Below are 19,995 nucleotides of genomic sequence, written 5' to 3'. Positions count from 1 at the left end.
CGACACGAAAGGCAAGAGCTGTATGGCAAGAACGATACTCCTGGTAGATGACGACAACGACCTGCGCGAGACGCTGGTCGAGCAATTGTCGTTGTACGACGAGTTTTCGCTGTTGCAGGAGGAGAATGCCACCAAGGCCATGAACACGGCCAAGACGGCGCAGGTCGACCTTCTGATCATGGATGTCGGCCTTCCCGACATGGATGGCCGCGAAGCCGTCAAGCTCCTGCGCAAGAACGGCTTCAAGGCGCCGATCATCATGCTCACGGGCCATGACACCGACAGTGACACGATCCTCGGCCTCGAAGCCGGCGCCAACGATTATATCGTCAAGCCGTTCCGCTTTGCCGTCCTGCTCGCCCGTATCCGCGCACAGCTGCGCCAGTACGAGCAGAGCGAGGATGCGACCTTCACTGTCGGCCCCTACATCTTCAAGCCGAGCCAGAAGCTGCTGACCACTGACGACGGCAAGAAGATCCGCCTGACGGAAAAGGAAGCGGCAATCATCCGGTATCTTTACCGCGCCGGCCAGAAGGTTGTTACCCGCGATGTGCTACTGGAAGAGGTCTGGGGTTACAATTCCGGCGTCACCACACACACGCTAGAAACCCATGTCTACCGTCTTCGCCAGAAGATCGAACGCGACCCGTCCAACGCCGAGATCCTCGTGACCGAAAACGGTGGCTACAAGATCGTCCCGTAAATGGCACTGAACGACGATATAAAGCTTCTTTCAAGCGTTCCGCTGTTCCGCGAACTGGATGGCGATCAGCTGCGTCTGATCGCCTTTGGCGCGGAACGCCGTTCGCTTGCCGAAACGCAGGAACTCTTTCGCGAAGGCTCTCCCGCAGAAGCAGCCTATATCGTCGCCAGGGGGCAGATCGGGCTTTATGCAGCCGACCGCTTTGGCGATATCCGCCACCAAAAAACGGTCGGTCCCGGCACGCTTCTGTCCGAACTGGCGCTGGTGACGATGGTAGAACGTAAATTCACCGCCGTTGCGGCTTCCGATGCCGAAGTGATGAAAATCAGCCGCCAGCTTTTTCAGCGCCTGCTGGAAGAATACCCGCAGGTCGGTCGGTTGATCGAAACCCGTATCCGGGAAAATATCGCCGGGCTTGCCAAGGCGGCTGCGGCGATGGAACACCGGTTCCGGTAAAGCGCCGCCTCTTACGCTCTCACAGCGCTTGTGTTTCGATCCTCGGGTCAAGCCCGAGGATAACGAGTGTTGGACCGATGATATGCCCAAAGCAGGCTTCAATAATGGAAATATGCTCGCTCACCGCGAGACACCAGGAAATTTACGCAGTGCATTTCCTATTTATATCTGGCAGGGCGCTTGATTTGGGCACCAATGCCCCCCTCCTCCGTCATCCTCGGGCTTGACCCGAGGATCCAGACACAAGCCTGCCAGCCTCAGAACTTGAACACCGCCGTCACCGGCACATGGTCCGACGGCTGGTTCCAGCCGCGAGCCTCTTTCAAAATATCGATCCGCTCGAGGAATGGCCCAAGCTCCGGCGAGGACCAGACGTGGTCCAGGCGACGGCCCTTGTTTGCGGCTTCCCAGTCCTTGGCGCGGTAGCTCCACCACGTATAGATCTTCTCCGGCTCCGGCGTGAACTGGCGCATCAGGTCCAGCCAGCCGCCCTTGGCGATCACGTCCTTCATCCCGTCCGTCTCGACCGGCGTGTGGCTGACGATCTTGAGCAACTGCTTGTGCGACCAGACGTCGTGCTCGAGCGGCGCGATGTTGAGATCGCCGACAAGGATCGACGACACGCCGGGCATATCCGCCTTCAGCGCCTTCATCTCCTCGACGAAATCGAGCTTGTGGCCGAATTTCGGATTAATTTCCCGGTTCGGTTCGTCGCCACCGGCCGGGACATAGAAATTATGCAGGCGGATGCGACGCGAGCCGCGCTCGAAGATTGCCGAAATATGCCGGGCATCGCCCATGCCGCAATAGTTCTGGCGATGATCCTCGAGAAGCGGGATCTTCGAGGCTATGGCGACACCGTGATAACCCTTCTGGCCATGCACGATGATATGCTCGTAGCCGAGATCCTTGAGCGGCTGATACGGGAACTCCGGCTCCTGGCACTTGATTTCCTGCAGGCATAGAATGTCCGGCTGGTTGCGGACGATGAACTGCTGCACGATCGGCATGCGCAGGCGTACCGAATTGATATTCCAGGTGGTCAGGGAGAATGTCATGGAAAACCTCGATTGTCGGTCGAGGTCTAGGCCATTTCGGGAATCATGAGAAGCAAAAAGGGCCGCGAATGTCGCAGCCCTTCAGATAGCCCGATGATGTGAAATTTACCCCCGGCCGCGAACCTCGGCATAGTCGATCGCAAACACCTTCTCGTCGAGGCTGACGCCTGTCTTGACGTTATAAATCATCACCGAGGTATCCTTGCCCTGATTGTCGGTGATCGTCCACTGGCGCAGGTCATAGGTCTTGCTGTCGAACATCATGGTGATCGTCGAATCGCCGAAGATCGTCTTGTTACCGAGCACGATCGTGGTGAGATCGCTCTCTTCTTTCACGCCGCGCACGGCATCGTTGGAAAGATCGATCCGGTCTGCCAGAAGCAGCGTCAAAGGTGTCTTTGAAAGCGGATAGAGATCCCAGGTCTTCAGTTTGATATTGCCGACAACGACATTTTTTCCATCGGAAATCACGCGCAGCGGCGATGGATCTTCGAAATTGAAACGCAGCCTGCCGGGACGTTCGATATAGAATTTTCCGCCCGTCTGCTCGCCGCGCGGGCCGAACTGCACAAACTCGCCCATCATTGTCTTCACGGACGAAAAGTGGTCGGCGATCTTCTGCGCAGCCGCGCCGCCACCGCTCTGTGCGGAAGCCGCCACAGGCAGAAATGCGGAAGCGGCAAGGCCGAACAGGCCTGCGGAAAACTGTCTACGATCAATCCGGATGGAAAGAGCTGTTTTTTCTTTGGTCATTCTGGTCTCCATCCAAATGCACTGGGCCGCAAACGCGGCGTCATGATGACTTGCCGGCGGCTTGGCAAGCCGTAGCCGACACGATCACGAAAGACTTACCCGCGACTAGCGCTCGATAATGTCGGCCTCGGTCGGCACGAGGATCTCGCGCTTGCCGGCGTGGTTTGCCGGACCGATCAGCCCTTCCTTCTCCATCCGCTCGATCAGCGAAGCGGCACGGTTGTAGCCGATACCGAGACGCCGCTGGACATAGGAGGTCGAAGCCTTGCCATCTCTCAACACAACAGCAACGGCCTGATCGTACGGGTCATCCGAATCCGACAGATTGGAGGTGCCCGCAGGGCCGCCACCGCCGCCGTCTTCATCCTCATCGTCGGCCGTGATCGCTTCGAGATATTGGGGCGACCCTTGAGTTTTCAAGTAGGCGACGATTTCTTCCACCTCATTGTCTGAAACAAACGGACCGTGAACGCGCTGGATGCGCCCGCCGCCGGCCATGTAGAGCATGTCGCCTTGACCAAGCAGCTGTTCGGCGCCCTGTTCGCCGAGGATCGTGCGGCTGTCGATCTTCGACGTCACCTGGAAGGAAATACGCGTCGGGAAGTTCGCCTTGATCGTACCGGTAATAACGTCGACCGACGGACGCTGCGTTGCCATGATGACATGGATGCCGGCCGCACGCGCCATCTGCGCCAGACGCTGCACGGCGCCTTCGATATCCTTGCCGGCGACCATCATCAGGTCGGCCATTTCGTCGATGATGACGACGATATAGGGCATCGGATCGAGATCGAACTCTTCCGTCTCGTACATTGCTTCGCCCGTCTGGCGGTCGAAGCCGGTCTGCACGGTGCGGGTCAGGATCTCACCCTTTTCCTTCGCCTGTTCAACGCGGGAATTGAAGCCGTCGATATTGCGAACACCAATCTTCGACATCTTCTTGTAGCGCTCTTCCATCTCGCGGACGGTCCACTTGAGCGCAACGACGGCCTTTTTCGGATCTGTCACGACCGGAGAAAGCAGATGCGGAATCCCGTCATAGACGGAAAGTTCTAGCATCTTCGGGTCGATCATGATCAGGCGGCACTTCTCCGGTGTATAGCGATAGAGAAGCGACAGGATCATCGTGTTGATGGCGACAGACTTACCCGAACCGGTGGTACCAGCGACGAGAAGGTGAGGCATCTTGGCAAGATCGGCTACGACCGGCTCCCCGCCGATCGTCTTGCCGAGCGCCATGGCAAGCTTTGCCTTGCTGCCTTCAAAGTCCTTCGAACCGATCATTTCGCGCAGATAGACCATCTCGCGGGTACGGTTCGGCAATTCGATGCCGATCGCGTTGCGACCCGGAACGACCGCGACACGGGCGGCGATCGCGCTCATCGAGCGAGCGATGTCGTCCGCCAGGCCAATGACGCGGGAAGACTTGATACCTGGCGCCGGCTCCAGTTCGTAAAGCGTCACGACCGGGCCGGGGCGCACATGGATGATCTCGCCCTTGACGCCAAAGTCTTCCAGCACGCCTTCCAGCATGCGGGCATTCTGTTCCAGCGCATCGGCCGAAAGCGATGCATCACGTGCAATGGCCTTCGGCTCGGTGAGCAGATGGACCGAAGGAAGCTGAAAACCGTCCGGACGAATAAACGAGCCCTGCGCATCGCGCGAGACGCGTGCACTAGGCTTCGGCGCGGGAGCTGCAGGCGTGACACGTGCAGAACGGCCACCGGCCTGAGGTGTACGCGATGCCAGGAACGGAGCGTCGTCATCATCCTCGTCATCGGCAAGAATGCCGGACGGACGGCGGGGGATGTCGTCCATGTCGAATGGCGGATCATCATCGTGGTCATGGCCGTAGATCGGCGGAGCGGAAACCACCCGGCGCGGATTGCCGGAAACCCGTTCACCAGCGCCGTCGAGCGACGGCTCCGTCCGGCGCGTGTCGCCACCGGCAGCCTTTGCCCGCACGGGCTCGTTCAGCTTGCCGAACTCGTCCTCGTTGAAATCGTAAGGCTGGTCGTAAGCCTGGCGCGTACGCGGCTTCATACCCACCATACGGCGCAGACGGGCCTGGGTAATGTACCAATAATGCGCGGCAAGGCCGAGCGGCAGGAAGCGTTCAAGGAACCCGCCGTCATCCTCCTCTTCGTCTTCCTCGTCGCGCCGCGCGCGAGAGACGACGGCCGCAACAGGCTTGTCGTCGTCTTCCTCTTCCACATCCAGCTCGAGCGGATCACCGACGAGACCGGAGGCGAACAGCATCAGCCAGATGCAGGGAACGGTGAAGATGCCGCCCAGCACCATAGCGACCATGCCGGTCGGATAGGCGCCGACAAACAGTGCCGGAAACCGCAGGATCATGTCTCCGATAACGCCGCCGATACCGTTCGGGATCGGCCATGTCTGCGGCGCGGGAAAACAGCCGAGCGTAGCCGAAGCCAGCAGCGTTCCACCGCCCCAGGCGGCGATACGCGCCGGAATGCGATCGAAACGACGGCCGGAGATCAGCGCCAGCGCAAAGGAAAGCACAGGCAGAAGCGCGATGAGCCCGGCAAGGCCGAGAAACTGCATCATCAGGTCGGCAAAGGCCGCACCGCCGAAACTTAGAAGATTGGTGGGGGGATTATCGGTAGCGTAGGAAAAGCTCGGGTCGGCGACATTCCAGGTGGCAAGCGCCGCAACGGCAAGCGCAAGGCCCAGGAAAATACCGAAGCCGATCAGCGCAAGCGCCTGCCGGAGCACGAAAGAGCTGAGAACTGAGCGGGTTGACCGGTTTGCCAATGCCGCCGAACTGCTTCTGCTCATCGTATCTGCCCGCCACCTGTGAAACGAAATAAGGTGCGCAATCCGGCAATGGCCGTCGCACAATTCCAAGACAAGGTAACGCGGGGATGGTTAACGCAGCTTTAACCACATGATCCACAGGCCGCTTCCAAAGACGAAAATGGCCCGGCGCCAGGCCGAGCCATCTGATTGTGGTGAAGAATCAGGCCGGTTGAAACGGCCTTGCCTCTTAGCTGTGATATGCGGATTCGCCGTGTGCAGCGAGGTCGAGACCTTCGCGTTCGGCTTCGACCGGAACGCGCAGGCCGACGATCAGGTCGACAACCTTGTAGAGGATGATCGAGCCGATACCGCACCACAGGATGGTGACGACGACAGCCCAGACCTGGGTCATGAACTGGCCGCCCATGGTGACGCCTTCGGCATAACCGATGCCGCCGAGCGACGAGGATGCGAAGATGCCGGTTGCCAGAGCGCCGAAGAGACCGCCTGCCCCGTGAACGCCGAACACGTCGGCCGTGTCGTCATAACCGAACTTGTTCTTGATGACGGAGACAAAGAAGTAGCAGATCGGCGAAACGAGCAGACCCATGATGATCGCGCCCATCGGACCGGCAATGCCGGCAGCAGGCGTGATGGCGACGAGACCTGCGATCATGCCCGAAACTGCGCCGAGCAGCGAAGCCTTGCCGCGGGTGAAGGTTTCGACGACCGACCAGGAAACGACGGCAGCAGCGGTTGCCAGGAACGTGTTGACGGTTGCGAGCATCGCACCGCCCGAAGCTTCGAGGTTCGAACCGGCATTGAAGCCGAACCAGCCGAGCCACAGCATGGCGGAACCGACGAGCGTCAGCGTCATTGAGTGCGGAGCCATCATGTCCTTGCCGAAGCCGGTACGCTTGCCGACCATGATCGCACCGATGAGGCCTGCAAGACCCGCATTGATGTGAACGACGGTGCCGCCGGCGAAGTCAAGCGCGCCCCAGCCGAAGATCAGGCCGTTTGCGTCCCAGACCATGTGTGCGATCGGGAAGTAGACGAAGGTGACCCAGAGCAGGCAGAAGAGCACGGCAGCCGAGAACTTGATGCGTTCGGCGAAGGCGCCGACGATCAGAACCGGCGTCAGGGCCGCAAACGTCATCTGGAACAGCATGAAGATGAATTCCGGAATGACGACGCCATCCGAGAAGGTCGAAGCCGTCGACTCGATCGTGACGCCGGAGAGGAACATCTTGGCCGTACCGCCCCAGAAGGCAGAGGTGCCGCCGCCGAAGGCGAAGGAATAACCGTAGATGACCCAGGCGAGCATGATGGAGGAACCGATCACGGTGCACTGCATCAGCACGGAGAGCATGTTTTTCGAGCGGACGAGACCGCCGTAGAACAGCGCAATGCCCGGCATGATCATGAAGAACACCAGAAGGGTGCAGAGGAACATGAAGGCGGTGTCGCCCTTGTCCGGAACTGGAGCGGCAGCAGCAGCCTCGGCAGCGGGTGCTGCAGCGGTCTGCGCGAAAGCGACAACCGGCGCAAACAGGGCTGCAGCAGCTGCGCCCATGCGTCCGAGGTTGGAAATCTTGGTCAATTGCATGGTTTGAAAACTCCCCTGTAAGCCGTGCTTAGAGCGCTTCGGTATTGGTTTCGCCGGTACGGATGCGCACGGCCTGCTCGATCGAATAGACGAAGATCTTGCCATCCCCGATCTGGCCGGTCTTCGCAGAAGAAGCGATCGCCTCGACAGCCTTCTCGACGAGATCTGCGGAAACCGCGATCTCGATCTTCAGCTTAGGCAGAAAGCTGACGGCGTATTCGGTGCCGCGATAGATTTCGGTGTGTCCCTTCTGGCGTCCGTAACCTTTGACTTCGGTGACGGTCAGGCCTTGGATACCGACAGCCGTGAGTGCTTCGCGCACCTCATCCAGCTTGAACGGCTTGATAATGGCCATCACGATTTTCATCTGGCTTCCCATCCTTTGTTTATTTCGGCCAAAGCCGACTCTCCTCATCACCGGCAGTAAAGCCTGCGACTGAGCATCTACATTCAAAGGGCGTGCCAGTTTCGAAAGGCTCTTAAGTTATTGAAAAATAAAGATAGAAATCCGAGGCTTCATAAATGAGGCAAGCGAGCGCCATAAAGACGCCGAATTTCTGTGCATTTTAAATTTTTCGCACAAAAATTACTCATTTGCCTTTTTACGAATCAAACCTTCCTGAGCCACGGACGCCACCAGCACTCCTGAGCGCGTGTAGAGACTGCCACGCGTCATTCCCCTGCCGCCGGAAGCGCTTGGGCTGTCCTGACTGTAAAGCAGCCATTCGTCGAACCGAATGGGCCTGTGGAACCACATGGCGTGATCGAGGCTTGCTGCCTGCAGGCGCGGATCGAAAACGGAGGTGCCGTGCGGATAAAGCGAGGCATCGAGCAGCGTCATATCGGAGAGATAGGCAAGGATGGCCGCCTGCAAGCCACGATCGCCGGGCACATCACCGACCGTGCGAACCCAGACATCCTGAAGCGGCTCCAGCTTCTCCGTCGTCAGGTAATGCTTGAGCGACGTAGGGCGAAGCTCAATCGGGCGCGGCCGCTCCCAATAGCGGCGAATGGCTTCCGGCGCCTTGGGCAGGAAAATCCGTTTGAACTCGGCCTCGTCCATCAGCTCCTCCGGTGCCGGCACATCCGGCAGGGCGATCTGATGCTCATAGCCCTCCTCATCCCGCTGGAACGATGAGGACAGGGTGAAGATCGCCCGCCCATGCTGGATCGCCTGCACCTGGCGCGTGGCAAAGCTGCCGCCATCACGAAGCCGCTCCACCTGATAGACGATCGGAACGCTCGGATCGCCAGGACGCACGAAATAGGCATGCAGCGAATGAACGAATCGATCGGCATCGACCGTTCTTTGCGCCGCCACCAGCGCCTGCGCGATCACCTGTCCACCGAACACGCGCTGCCAGCCGATATCCGGGCTCGTGCCGCGATAAAGATTGTGCTCCAGCTGCTCCAGATCGAGCGTCTTGATGAGCTGTTCCATCGGGTTAGGGCGCGAACCTGACATTTTTACGAACTCCGGCAATAGGAAGCGACGACCGGATGATCTATATCCACCCCATCAACAACCACAAGACTGACGGGAGCCTGTGAGATGCTGGACATGATGGTGGTCGGAGCGGGATATGTCGGCTTGGCGGCAGCAGTCGCGGTCAAGCAGGCCGCCCCGCACCTCAACATCGAAGTCGTGGAAGCGGCTCCGGCGCATGTATGGGAGAAGGATGAGCGCGCCTCCGCGATCATCACGGCTGCCAGCAAGATGCTCGACGTACTAGGCGTCTGGGACGATATCCTCGTCCACTCCCAGCCGATCAATCGGATGATCGTCACCGACAGCCGCACCTCCGATCCCGTGCGCCCGGTTTTCCTCACCTTCGACGGCGAGATCGAGGAAGGCAAACCCTTCGCCCACATGGTGCCGAATGTCGAAATGGTGAGAGCACTAAGGGGAGCCGCAGAACGGCTGGGGATCGCCATCCGCCACGGCCTTTCCGCTACTGCTTTCACGACCACGAACACCAGCACGACCGTCACGCTGTCAGACGGCTCCACCATCGAGACCAAGCTGCTCGTCGCCTGCGATGGCGTGCGCTCGAAATTGCGCGACATGGCCGGCATCCGCACAGTCAACTGGCAATACGGACAGTCGGGTATTGTCACGACCGTCGCCCATGAGCGTCCGCATGAAGGCGTGGCCGAAGAACATTTCCTGCCCTCCGGCCCCTTCGCCATCCTTCCCCTACCGAACAACCGCTCGTCTCTGGTCTGGACGGAACGGACGGACGATGCGGAAAGGCTGATCGCCTCCGATGATCTGATCTTCGAGGACGAATTGCAGCGCCGCTTTGGCCACAAGCTCGGCGAACTGACAGTTGTCGGCGGCCGCAAGGCCTTTCCGCTCGGCCTCACCCTGTCACGCGCCTTCGTCGCCCCGCGTTTCGCCCTTGCTGGCGATGCGGCCCACGGCATCCATCCGATCTCCGGCCAGGGCCTCAATCTCGGCTTCAAGGATGTCGCAGCTCTTGCCGAGACCATTGTCGAGGCCGATCGACTGGGTCTGGATATCGGCTCGCTCAACGTACTGGAGCGCTACCAGTCCTGGCGCCGCTTCGACACGTTCCGCATGGGCGTCACCACTGATGTCCTCAACCGGCTATTCTCCAACGACATCACTCCGATCCGCATCGCACGCGATTTCGGCCTCGGCCTCGTCGAGCGCATGCCGAAACTGAAGGATTTCTTCATCACTCAGGCAGCCGGAACGGGCGCGGAAGGAAACCCGAAGCTTCTGGCCGGCGAGCAGATTTGAGTAGCGCAGCGATCACAGGCAAAGCCAACGTACATTGCCGTCATCCTAGGGCTTGTCCCTAGGATCTAATCACGTCGCAAAAAATCGAAGCCCAGCAGATCCTCGGGACATCCTCGGGTTAAACCCGAGGACGACGAAGAGCGATAGGAAACGTCAGTCCTCGATCTTCCGCGCTTCGGACACCAGCATGATCGGAATACCGTCACGGATCGGATAGGCGAGACGCGCGCCTTCCGAGACCAGTTCGTTGCGCTCGCGATCCAGCGAAAGCGTGCCCTTTGTCAGCGGGCACACGAGCAGATCGAGCAGCTTCGGATCGACATTGCTGAGCTTTTCGTCCACCACTTAGAGCCTTTCCTGGTTAAATTGAAACGTTCTGTTGGCTCAAACGGAGTCGGATAGTCGTCCGGCCGGCGCGAGTCGTAGCCAAAGCATACGGCCAAGCCGGCCGGACGACTAGGCGGCCCGTTTCAGCCAACCCGAAGGGCCGGGCATCTTTCCGCCAGGATCAAAGGCGATCGGCTCGACCGTACCTTCGGGTATGCCCTTCGCCAATCGCCTTTGCCCTGACGAAAACCTGCTCCGGCAGAACGCTTCAATTTAACCAGGAAAGGCTCTGAGGCCTCACTGTAAAATCGTATCGGTATCCGCCAGCCCTCTTGCCAGCATGATTTCCGTGATCGCGATCAGCGTTTCCGCCCGCGTCTTAAGATCCGGCGCTTCGAGCAGCGCCTGCTTTTCCGCCGGACCGAAAGGCGACATCATCGATAGCGAATTGACGAGTGTGCGATTGCCCGCGCGCCCGACGCTATCCCAGTCCACTTCCAGCTTGTTGGCGTCGAGATAGGCCCTGAACACCCGCAGCAGTTCCCGCCGGTCGACGGAGGCCTCGTCATCCTCTTCCGACAGATCGCTCATGAAAGGGGCGAACCGGAACATTCGATAAGGCTGACTATCGTCTGCTTCGTCCAGCAGCCGGAAACGGCACACACCGCTGAGCGAAAGGATATAGCGCCCGTCGCCGGTCTCCGCGAAAGAAGTGATACGCCCCAGGCATCCGACGGAGGAAAGCGCTGGCCGCAACGGATCGGACGCATCCGATGGCTCCAGCAGGGAAGGCTGCACAACGCCGATCAACCGGTCGCCGGCAAGGGCCGCATCGAACATGGCAAGATAACGCGGTTCAAAGATATTCAGCGGAAGCTGGCCGCCCGGAAGCAAAAGCGCTCCAGTCAGCGGAAACACCGGCATGACTTCCGGCAGATCTTCACGTTTTACGTACCGCGCGTTTCCCACGTGCATCGGTTCGGCACCTCCCGCAGACTGCTCCTGATTACAGGTCTATAACCCGATATCTGGGGCTCCAACCGCCGATCGCAAGACCGGCGGCAGTGGATAACGTATTGTTTAGGAAAAGAGGATGGACGAAAGACGGCGACGGGCTGCAATCGTCGCGGGATCCTTCGGACCCCAAACCTCGAAGAACTGCAAAAGTTCCCGACGCGCGCCGTCATCGTCAAAAGTCCGGTCCTTGCGCATGATCGTCAGAAGATGGTCGGCCGCCTGTTCACGCTCGCCTTGAACGTTGAGGATTTTCGCAAGCTTCATCCGCGCCGCATGGTCGTCCGGATTGGCTTCCAGTTCGCGCATCAGCGCCACGGGATCGCCGAGCTTGCGGGCTTCGATGATCTGGTCGAGTTTCTTGGAAACCGCCTGGATCGCCGGATCGGCCGCCATCTCTTCAGGCAGCGATTGGAGCATCTGGCCGACACGTTCCGTTTCGCCCATGGCGATCAGGCACTGCATCATGCCGGCGGCAGCCTTGGCGTTTTCCGGATCGGCCTGCAGCACGGCACTATAAAGCTGCGCTGCTCCCTCGATGTCACTCGCGGCAAGCAGGCCATCCGCTTCACCGAGGATCGCCTCGATCTCGGCTGCCTGATCGGCACCGGCCGGGCCTGCAACCTTGTCGATGAACTCGTTGACCTGGCTTTCAGGAACCGCACCCATGAAACCGTCGACCGGACGGCCGTCGACGAAAGCAATGACCGCGGGGATCGACTGGATGCCGAGCTGGCCGGCGATCGACGGATGATCGTCGATATTCATCTTGACCAGCCTGACGCGCCCCTGGGCTTCGTTGACCGCCTTCTCGAGCACCGGAGTTAATTGCTTGCACGGACCGCACCAGGGCGCCCAGAAATCGACAAGAACCGGCTGGCGGCGCGATTCGTCTAGAACATCCTTGGCAAAGCCGGCCGTCGTGGTGTCGCTCACGTAACCACCTGCTGCCGTGGCTTCAGGCGCGGGGCTGGCAGCGGGCGAACCGAAGCTTGCCGTCTGGCTGCCATATCCGCCGCCATAGGATCCGGCGCCGTAAGATCCAGCGTAGGGATTATCGTTGCCGCTCATGGATGTTCTCCCGGGAAATCAGGGTGTGAACCCTTTTAATTGTCTGCCCGAAACATCGTATGTCAGTCTGTAACTTTCAAGACAAGCGGCGTGTGACCGGTCGCCTCCAGAAAACGGATGAGATCGTTTCGTCCAATTGATGTCGTCGCATCATTGGAAAGCGGATGGCCGTTGACGACCTCGTGTTTCATCAGGTCTTCATCCAGCACAAAGGTGACATTCCTGTCCGTGTCGCAAAACGCGCCGAACACCGTCACCGAACCCGGCACGACGCCGAGATATTCGAGCATCATCTCCGGTCTGCCGAACGAGACACGGCTCGACGCGCCGATCACCTTGTGAACCGTCTTGAGATCCACCACCGCATGCTCCTCGACCGTCAGGACGAAATACTGGTCCTTCTTGTCCTTCACGAACAGGTTCTTGGTGTGCCCGCCGGGAATCTGATCTCTCAGCTCCTGCGATTCGGCTACGGTGAAAACCGGTTTGTGCTGTTTCGTTGTGTGGGAAATGTCGAGACTGTCGAGAAAAGCGAACAGATCGGCGGCTGTCTTTGGCATATTTTCGGTCACATCCGGGATCGGGATTAGCGGGAGATGCGAACTATAAAGATAAGCCCGTCCACCTCCAAGCCATTCTCCACATAATCACCGAAAGCCAAAACCCCTGCAAAGCAAGGGACTTAGCGGAAAATGAAAAAATCTTTGCCCGGATCGTCATTTCTCTGTTGCATTTGAAAATCGTCTGGGCCATATAGCGCCTCGTCGGCGGCAACGAGCCACTGACCAGCCGGTTCCGAACTACCACACGGACCGACGGATTGATGAGCGGGTGTAGCTCAGTGGTAGAGCACAACCTTGCCAAGGTTGGGGTCGAGGGTTCGAACCCCTTCGCCCGCTCCAGTCCCTCCCAGGGAAAAAAAGCAATCAGGCTGATGAAGCGTCGGATCAAACCTGACGCATAACATTTTCTTGTAGATCCAGCCATTTTTGATCTTTTCTCTGACCCGCCTCAGGAAAATCTTTCTAGATTGCCGATTGACTTATTCGCCCAAAGCAGAACAAAGTGGGAACGAACAAGGATATCCAAATGGCCCACGCGGAAAAATTCATCGTCCTGCAATTCAAGAAGAATCGCGGCAACATCGTGCCGGGCGAAATGCGTCAGGCGTCAAACGCAGTATCCGCAGAAAAGATTGCCGCTGCCATGGCATCGCGTGTAGTGGGTGTCGCTGCCTATGCAGTGATGGTAGATGAGGAAACCGGCGACATGGCATCACCCCGCCTCATTTCCCAGCATGGTGAAACTACCGATATCGCCGCATAATTCACCGGAACACTGTGTGCTGCCCGCAAACAGGGAGCGCAACGCGGCTGAAAGCGGCTAACGGTCTTGCGGTGAACCGAGCAGGCGACACGCACTTGCTTCAGTCACACAAGAACCCGCCCCGCCGCCTCAACTCTTCGAAAACACATAATCCGTTTCCTGACGCAGCACTTCGCCCGGACGTAAGACCGCGTTCGGGAAATTCGCATGATTGACGGCATCCGGCCAGACCTGCGTTTCAAGGCACAAGCCGGCATAGTTTCCGTATTTGCGGCCATCGAAGCCCGGCACCGGCACATTGACCATCACGCCGGCATAAAACTGCACGCCCGGTTCCGTGGTCCTCACTTCCATCGAGACGCCTGAATAGAGGCTGCGCACCAGCGCCACCGATCGCTTGGACACGCGCTCGTTCGACAGGCAGTAATTATGGTCAAACGGCACCTGGCGACTATCCTCGAGCGTGCGACGCACCGGGCCCATCTGCCTGAGATCAAAGGGCGAGCCGCTCAGGTCGTTGAGCTTGCCAGTCGGAACCAGCCTTGCATCGACATCCGTTATCCTGTCGGCGGCAATCATGATCTCGTGGCCGAATATGTCTTCGCGGCCGTCGAGATTGAAATAGGAGTGCTGACAGATATTGGCAGGCGTCGGCTGGTCCGACACGCTTTCATAGATGACCGAGAGCACGCCATCCGCCTTCAACCGGTAGGTCGCGGTCACCGTGCAATTGCCGGGATAACCCGCGCGCCCATCGGCATCGGTAATCGAAAGCACCACCCTGTCGGACTGATGTTCGACAATCATCCAGTTGCGCTTTCCCATGCCGTCCGAGCCGCCATGCAGATGCGTGACACCGCGCTCGTTCAGTTCGAGCTGGTAATCGCGGCCATCGATCGAGAATTTTCCATCGCCGATCCGGTTGGCGCAACGGCCGGGCGTGGCACCGAAATAGGGTGAATAGGCCGGATAGGAGGCAAAATCGTCGAAACCGAGCACCAAAGGCGCATCATGCCCTTCAAGGCGCAGGTCCTGAATGACCGCACCCCAGGTCATCACATTGGCTGTCAGCCCGCCGCCGCTGATCTGGACACGATAGACGGGCTCCCCGTCCTGCGTGGTGCCGAACACCTCGAATGCCTGCCCTGCCATGAGTTTCCTCCGCCGTTTTTATCGGCGGCAAACTGCGCGATTTGGCAAGGTCCCGCAATGGGAAACGGCGACGCGCGGCGTCTTTTCCCGACGCCGCCCCAGAAGCCACACCAAGCGCCTATTCGGTGCCAATCTTGTCCATGTCGTAATGGGTCGTCTGGTACATCTCGTTGATCCAGTTTCCGAACAGAAGATGCGCATGACTGCGCCACCGGTTCTGCGGCGTCAGCGTATCGTCGTTATGCGGAAAATAGTCATGCGGCATCTTGATCGGGATACCGGCATTCACGTCGCGAAAATATTCGTCCGCCAGCGAGGTGGAATCATATTCGACGTGGTTGAACATGTAGAGACGGTTACCCTTCTTCTCATGCACGAGGCAAAGGCCCATCTCGTCGGATTCCATCAGGATTTCCAGATCGGACTTCTTCTCGACATCCTCGCGACGCACCTCTGTCCAACGTGACACCGGCACCTGGAAATCATCGGAAAAGCCGTTGAGATAAACCGAGGCCGGCGCAAGATTGCGGTGACGGTAAACGCCGAAAGCCTTTTCAGTGAGTGCATGTTTCGGCACGTCGTGAAAATGGTAGATCGCCGCCATCGCGCCCCAGCAGACATTCATCGTCGAATGCACATTGGTCGTCGTCCAGTCAAAGATCTGGCGCATCTCGTCCCAATAGCTCACATCCTCGTAGTCCATCTGCTCCACCGGCGCGCCGGTGATGATGAACCCGTCGAACTTGCGGTCCTTCACCTCTTCCCAGGTGTGATAGAAGGAGAGCAGATGTTCCTCGGACGTATTCTTCGCCTTGTGCGTGCCGAGCCTTATCAGCGAAAACTCCACCTGCAGCGGCGAAGCGCCGACTAAGCGCGCCATCTGCACCTCGGTCTTGATCTTGTTCGGCATGAGGTTGAGAAGCCCGATCTGCAGCGGACGAATGTCCTGGCGCACGGCGACCGTTTCGGTCATGACGCGCACGCCCTCGGAAACGAGGGTGGTAAACGCTGGAAGCGTATCGGGAATCTTGATCGGCATAGTAAGGCCCCACAAACAAAAAGCCGGCAACGAAAAATCGCAACCGGCCCGTGGGAAGTGAAGTCTAACTTCTCGCGGCCCTTTAGCGACTTTTTTAACGTGGCTGCAAGCCGGCCGGCCAAATCACCACGGAAGTTCGGTTTATCAGATAATCCTTGCGGGAGCCTCCGTCAATGGGAGCAAATTTGACCTGACGCCACCATGGCGCGACTGAAATAGGCATATGCACTGTTTCCCTTCCGCTACCCTTTGCGCTATGGGCAATGCCCATGGCCAATTCGACCTTCACAATCCTGCTCGGCGGCAATCTTGTCGTCACCGATCGCGTAAGAAACGCGATCGCGGGAAGCCGTGTGATTGCCGCAGATAGTGGCATGCGCCACGCGGCCGGGCTTCGTGTGATACCGGAACTCTGGGTCGGCGACTTCGACTCTTCCGACGAAGACCTGATCGCCCGTTTTCCCGAGGTGGAGCGAAAGACTTATCCACTGGCCAAGAACGAGACCGATGGCGAGATTGCCACGGCCGAGGCGATCGAACGCGGCGCAAAGCGTCTGATCCTGATCGGCGCACTTGGCGGCGAGCGTTCCGACCACGCGCTGCAGCATCTTCTGCTTGCCATGAGCCTTGCCGAACGCGGCTTCGACATACTTCTCGCCTCGGGTGATGAAGAGGCCATTCCCTTTCTGCCGGGCAAAAAAGCGATCGACCTCCCCAAGGACGCGCTGTTTTCCGTCCTCGGCTTTTCCGCCCTGTCGGGCCTCGACATTTTGGGCGCAAGATATCCCTTGAAGGATTTCTCGCTGCCTTTCGGTTCATCCCGCACGATTTCGAATGTTGCGGAAGGGCCGGTCGAATTCCATCTAAAGAGCGGCAAGGCGATGATCCTTGCCCGTCCCCACGATTTTTCCGGAGCATAAACGGTCCTCATGGCACCTCCCATTCTCAAGCTTGACGATATCTTCCTGAGCTTCGGCGGCGCGCCGCTGCTGAACGGCGCAGGCCTGCAGGTGGAACCGGGTGACCGCATCTGCCTCGTCGGCCGTAACGGCTCGGGTAAGTCGACACTTATGAAGATCGCGGCCGGCATGGTCGAGGCGCAGTCGGGCGAAGTTTTCCGTCATCCATCTGCGACGATCCGTTATCTCGAACAGGCTCCCGATTTCGCCGGGTATTCGACCGTGCAGGCCTATGCCGAAGCGGGCCTCGGTCCGGGCGACGATCCCTATCGTGTCACCTATCTGCTCGAACATCTGGGCCTGACCGGCGAGGAAGATCCGAACCGGCTGTCCGGCGGCGAAGCGCGCCGCGCAGCACTTGCCCGCGTCATGGCGCCGGAACCCGATATCCTTCTGCTCGACGAGCCGACCAACCATCTCGACCTGCCCACCATCGAATGGCTGGAAGACGAGTTGCGCAAGACGCGCAGCGCGCTTGTGGTCATCAGCCACGACCGTCGTTTCCTCGAAAAAGTCTCGAATGCAACGGTCTGGATCGATCGCGGCACCGCCCGCCGGCTTTCCCGAGGTTTCGGCCATTTCGAAGCCTGGCGCGATCAGGTTCTCGAAGAGGAAGAGATCGAACAGCACAAGCTCGGCAAGGCGATCGAGCGCGAAGAGCACTGGATGCGCTACGGCGTCACCGCACGACGCAAGCGCAACATGCGCCGTGTTGGCGAATTGCAGGCCATGCGCGCGAGCTATCGCGGCCATAACGGACCGCAGGGCAGCGTTCAGGCCTCGGTTGCCGAGGGTCGCGAGTCCGGCAAGCTGGTTGTCGAAGCCGAAAACATCACCAAGGCTTACGAGGAGCGCACGATCGTGGCGCCCTTCTCGATCCGCGTCCATCGCGGCGACCGTATCGGTCTCGTCGGCCCGAACGGCGCCGGCAAGACGACACTTCTGAAGATGTTGACCGGCCAGCTGGAGCCTGACAGCGGCTGGATCAAGCTCGGCACCAACCTGGAAATCGCCACCCTCGACCAGAAGCGCGAGGACCTCGATCCCGAGGATACCCTGTCCCATTATCTGACTGACGGCCGCGGCGAGACCCTGCTGGTCAACGGCGAACAGCGCCATGTTGCCGGTTACATGAAGGATTTCCTGTTCCAGCCTGAACAGATCCGCACGCCGATCAAGAACCTGTCGGGTGGCGAGCGCGCCCGTCTGATGCTGGCCCGCATGCTGGCAAGGCCTTCGAACCTCTTGATCCTCGACGAACCGACCAACGATCTCGACATCGAGACGCTGGACCTGCTGCAGGAAATCGTCGCTGGCTATAACGGCACCGTCATCCTCGTCAGCCACGACCGCGATTTTCTCGATCGCACAGTGACCTCGACCATCGCACCCGCCGCCCCGGATGCGCCCGATGGCCGCTGGATCGAATATGCCGGCGGCTACACGGACATGCTGGCGCAGCGCAAGGGCGCGCAGGAAGAGCGGAAAAAGGCGGAGAAAGCAGCCGAAAAGCCAAAGGCCGAAAACGCAGCCTCTTCCTCCGACGCGCCCAAAGCCAAGGGAAAGCTCTCCTACAAGCAGAAGTTCGCGCTGGAGAATATTCCCAAGGAAATGGAAAAGGCCGAAGCCGAGATCGCTCTGCGAGAAAAGAAAATGGCCGATCCCAACCTCTTCACCAAGGACCCGGCAAGCTTCAACAAGTTGGCTGCCGAAATGGAAAAGCTGCGCGAAAAGCTGACCCAAATGGAGGAGGAATGGCTGGAGCTGGAAATGTTGCGCGAGGAAATCGAGGGCTGAGCACGATGCGCCAGGCATTCGAAAATTAAATATTTGTTAGCCTTAACAAATATTTAATCAAGAAAATCAGTGTCTCGCCCCGGAACAATCCCGACATTCATCGCGTTTGGTGCGTGTCAGGTTGCTAAAACATGCAACCGGCAAAACCGAGATGAACTCTGGAGATGTCCAATGCTGACAAGTGTATCGCGTCGTCGGCTGGCAAATGAGGCGATGAATCAGCGCGTATTGATTATCGAGGATGAGTTTCTGATTGCGCTCGACGTGGCCGACACGATCGAGAACATGGGCCTGAAGGTCGTGGGGCTGGCGAATGCCCGCAAGCACGCGCTTTCGCTCGCAGCCCATGCGGATATCGCGCTCGTCGATGTCAATCTCGCCGATGGCCGGACGGGACCGGAAATCGGCCGCGAACTTGCCGAACAATATGGCCTCACGGTCGTATTCATGACCGGCAATCCGGAAGATATCGCGGATGGCGTAGAAGGAACGCTCGGCGTTCTGACCAAACCCGTCAGGCCTGAAGTAGTCGAACAGACGATCGGTTATGCGATCGCCAACCGCCTCGGCGGCATGGCCATCGTTCCCCGCGAACTCAAGGTTTTTCGCGGAAACGCAAACTGAGTCAAAATTCCTGCATGGACTTGTCGAATCCGTGCCGCATCTTTCGTCCTTGGAGGAAGGGCGCCAGCTGATGGCGTCCATAATCAAGGAGGAATATCGACATGCGGATGATTTTCGTGAACCTGCCGGTGGCGGATCTTCAGGCTTCCACGGCGTTTTACACGGCGCTCGGTTTCACCAAGAACCCCGATTTTTCCGATGACACCGCAAGCTGCATGGTCGTCAGCGAGCAGATCTACGTGATGCTTCTCACCCACGACAAGTTCCGCATGTTCATCAATGGCGATATCTCCGACGCCAGGAAGACGAAAGAGGTGCTGAACTGCCTTTCCGCATCGAGCCGCGACGAGGTTGACGGCTTCAAGGCAAAGGCGCTTGCCGCCGGCGGCGCGGAGTGGAAGCCCAATATGGAAATGGGCCCGATGTACGGCTGCAGCTTCCAGGACCTCGACGGCCATGTCTGGGAAGTCATGTATATGGACATGTCTGGTGGGTGATCCACTGGCAATTGCGGCTCACCGATAAAAGCCCCCTCCCAACCCTCCCCACAAGGGGGAGGGCTAACCTGGACGCGTCG

General features: G+C 58.9%; 20 protein-coding genes, 1 tRNA gene and 1 riboswitch. Of the genes, 9 read left to right on the top strand and 12 right to left on the bottom strand.

Annotated elements, in window-relative coordinates:
- The first annotated feature begins 22 nt into the window (after positions 1–22).
- Together ACI3K0_RS17830 and ACI3K0_RS17825 are read left to right on the top strand one after the other, a co-directional pair.
- Complete coding sequence (locus ACI3K0_RS17830; protein ID WP_112453880.1) at positions 23–703, top strand: response regulator transcription factor; 681 nt, start codon at positions 23–25, stop codon at positions 701–703.
- Positions 704–1,159 (top strand): cyclic nucleotide-binding domain-containing protein, encoded by a 456-nt coding sequence (locus ACI3K0_RS17825; protein ID WP_183828573.1) that lies wholly within the window; start codon positions 704–706, stop codon positions 1,157–1,159.
- 257 nt (positions 1,160–1,416) lie between these two features.
- On the opposite strand, the gene ACI3K0_RS17820 is transcribed toward ACI3K0_RS17825, so the two are convergent.
- From ACI3K0_RS17820 to tesB, 6 genes are all read right to left on the bottom strand, one after another.
- Positions 1,417–2,217, bottom strand: a complete 801-nt coding sequence (locus ACI3K0_RS17820) for an exodeoxyribonuclease III (RefSeq protein WP_183828576.1) — start codon at positions 2,215–2,217, stop codon at positions 1,417–1,419.
- A gap of 105 nt (positions 2,218–2,322) precedes the next feature.
- Positions 2,323–2,970, bottom strand: coding sequence for an outer membrane lipoprotein carrier protein LolA (locus tag ACI3K0_RS17815; RefSeq protein ID WP_206828017.1), 648 nt, complete (start codon positions 2,968–2,970; stop codon positions 2,323–2,325).
- Positions 2,971–3,075: 105 nt separating this feature from the next.
- Positions 3,076–5,772, bottom strand: coding sequence for a DNA translocase FtsK (locus tag ACI3K0_RS17810; RefSeq protein WP_183828582.1), 2,697 nt, complete (start codon positions 5,770–5,772; stop codon positions 3,076–3,078).
- A gap of 208 nt (positions 5,773–5,980) precedes the next feature.
- On the bottom strand, positions 5,981–7,342 hold the full coding sequence (locus ACI3K0_RS17805) for an ammonium transporter (protein WP_148147774.1): 1,362 nt from the start codon (positions 7,340–7,342) through the stop codon (positions 5,981–5,983).
- A gap of 28 nt (positions 7,343–7,370) precedes the next feature.
- A complete protein-coding gene (locus ACI3K0_RS17800) occupies positions 7,371–7,721 on the bottom strand; it encodes a P-II family nitrogen regulator (protein ID WP_183686359.1) in 351 nt (116 codons plus the stop codon).
- Positions 7,722–7,928: 207 nt separating this feature from the next.
- Entirely contained in the window at positions 7,929–8,807 is an 879-nt protein-coding gene (gene tesB, locus ACI3K0_RS17795) for an acyl-CoA thioesterase II (protein WP_246436412.1), read from the bottom strand.
- 87 nt (positions 8,808–8,894) lie between these two features.
- Here tesB and ACI3K0_RS17790 point away from each other — a divergent pair, with 87 nt between their 5' ends.
- On the top strand, positions 8,895–10,109 hold the full coding sequence (locus ACI3K0_RS17790) for a ubiquinone biosynthesis hydroxylase (RefSeq protein WP_183828585.1): 1,215 nt from the start codon (positions 8,895–8,897) through the stop codon (positions 10,107–10,109).
- A gap of 153 nt (positions 10,110–10,262) precedes the next feature.
- Here ACI3K0_RS17790 and ACI3K0_RS17785 read toward each other — a convergent pair whose 3' ends face one another.
- From ACI3K0_RS17785 to ACI3K0_RS17770, 4 genes are all read right to left on the bottom strand, one after another.
- On the bottom strand, positions 10,263–10,451 hold the full coding sequence (locus tag ACI3K0_RS17785) for a Trm112 family protein (RefSeq protein ID WP_112505770.1): 189 nt from the start codon (positions 10,449–10,451) through the stop codon (positions 10,263–10,265).
- Between the two features lie 282 nt (positions 10,452–10,733).
- Complete coding sequence (locus ACI3K0_RS17780) at positions 10,734–11,411, bottom strand: LON peptidase substrate-binding domain-containing protein (RefSeq protein WP_183828588.1); 678 nt, start codon at positions 11,409–11,411, stop codon at positions 10,734–10,736.
- A gap of 105 nt (positions 11,412–11,516) precedes the next feature.
- Positions 11,517–12,521 (bottom strand): thioredoxin, encoded by a 1,005-nt coding sequence (gene trxA, locus ACI3K0_RS17775; protein WP_404945852.1) that lies wholly within the window; start codon positions 12,519–12,521, stop codon positions 11,517–11,519.
- Between the two features lie 62 nt (positions 12,522–12,583).
- Positions 12,584–13,093, bottom strand: a complete 510-nt coding sequence (locus ACI3K0_RS17770) for a prolyl-tRNA synthetase associated domain-containing protein (protein ID WP_404945851.1) — start codon at positions 13,091–13,093, stop codon at positions 12,584–12,586.
- Between the two features lie 255 nt (positions 13,094–13,348).
- Between ACI3K0_RS17770 and ACI3K0_RS17765 the strand changes: the two genes are divergently transcribed.
- Both ACI3K0_RS17765 and ACI3K0_RS17760 read left to right on the top strand, forming a co-directional pair.
- Positions 13,349–13,423, top strand: a tRNA-Gly gene (locus ACI3K0_RS17765).
- A 187-nt stretch (positions 13,424–13,610) separates the two neighbouring features.
- Positions 13,611–13,847 carry a hypothetical protein gene (locus ACI3K0_RS17760; RefSeq protein WP_404945850.1) on the top strand — a complete coding sequence of 79 codons (237 nt, stop codon included), beginning with the start codon at positions 13,611–13,613 and terminating at the stop codon, positions 13,845–13,847.
- A gap of 129 nt (positions 13,848–13,976) precedes the next feature.
- Here the strand turns inward: ACI3K0_RS17760 and ACI3K0_RS17755 are convergent, their stop codons facing one another.
- Positions 13,977–14,999 (bottom strand): aldose epimerase family protein, encoded by a 1,023-nt coding sequence (locus ACI3K0_RS17755; RefSeq protein WP_404945849.1) that lies wholly within the window; start codon positions 14,997–14,999, stop codon positions 13,977–13,979.
- Positions 15,000–15,117: 118 nt separating this feature from the next.
- Positions 15,118–16,038 (bottom strand): homoserine O-succinyltransferase, encoded by a 921-nt coding sequence (gene metA / locus ACI3K0_RS17750; RefSeq protein WP_148147766.1) that lies wholly within the window; start codon positions 16,036–16,038, stop codon positions 15,118–15,120.
- Between the two features lie 62 nt (positions 16,039–16,100).
- Positions 16,101–16,178, bottom strand: a riboswitch (SAM riboswitch).
- A gap of 123 nt (positions 16,179–16,301) precedes the next feature.
- Between metA and ACI3K0_RS17745 the strand changes: the two genes are divergently transcribed.
- From ACI3K0_RS17745 to ACI3K0_RS17730, 4 genes are all read left to right on the top strand, one after another.
- Positions 16,302–16,958, top strand: coding sequence for a thiamine diphosphokinase (locus ACI3K0_RS17745; RefSeq protein WP_404945848.1), 657 nt, complete (start codon positions 16,302–16,304; stop codon positions 16,956–16,958).
- A gap of 9 nt (positions 16,959–16,967) precedes the next feature.
- A complete protein-coding gene (locus ACI3K0_RS17740) occupies positions 16,968–18,794 on the top strand; it encodes an ABC-F family ATP-binding cassette domain-containing protein (RefSeq protein WP_404945847.1) in 1,827 nt (608 codons plus the stop codon).
- Between the two features lie 171 nt (positions 18,795–18,965).
- Positions 18,966–19,418 carry a response regulator gene (locus tag ACI3K0_RS17735; protein WP_183829170.1) on the top strand — a complete coding sequence of 151 codons (453 nt, stop codon included), beginning with the start codon at positions 18,966–18,968 and terminating at the stop codon, positions 19,416–19,418.
- 101 nt (positions 19,419–19,519) lie between these two features.
- Positions 19,520–19,915 carry a VOC family protein gene (locus ACI3K0_RS17730; RefSeq protein WP_183829175.1) on the top strand — a complete coding sequence of 132 codons (396 nt, stop codon included), beginning with the start codon at positions 19,520–19,522 and terminating at the stop codon, positions 19,913–19,915.
- Positions 19,916–19,995: the final 80 nt, after the last annotated feature.

It is taken from the genome of Rhizobium sp. ZW T2_16, assembly GCF_044987325.1.
GTDB lineage: Bacteria > Pseudomonadota > Alphaproteobacteria > Rhizobiales > Rhizobiaceae > Neorhizobium > Neorhizobium cellulosilyticum.
Note: the sequence above shows the minus strand (reverse complement) of the source record. Positions and strands in the feature narration are given on the sequence as shown.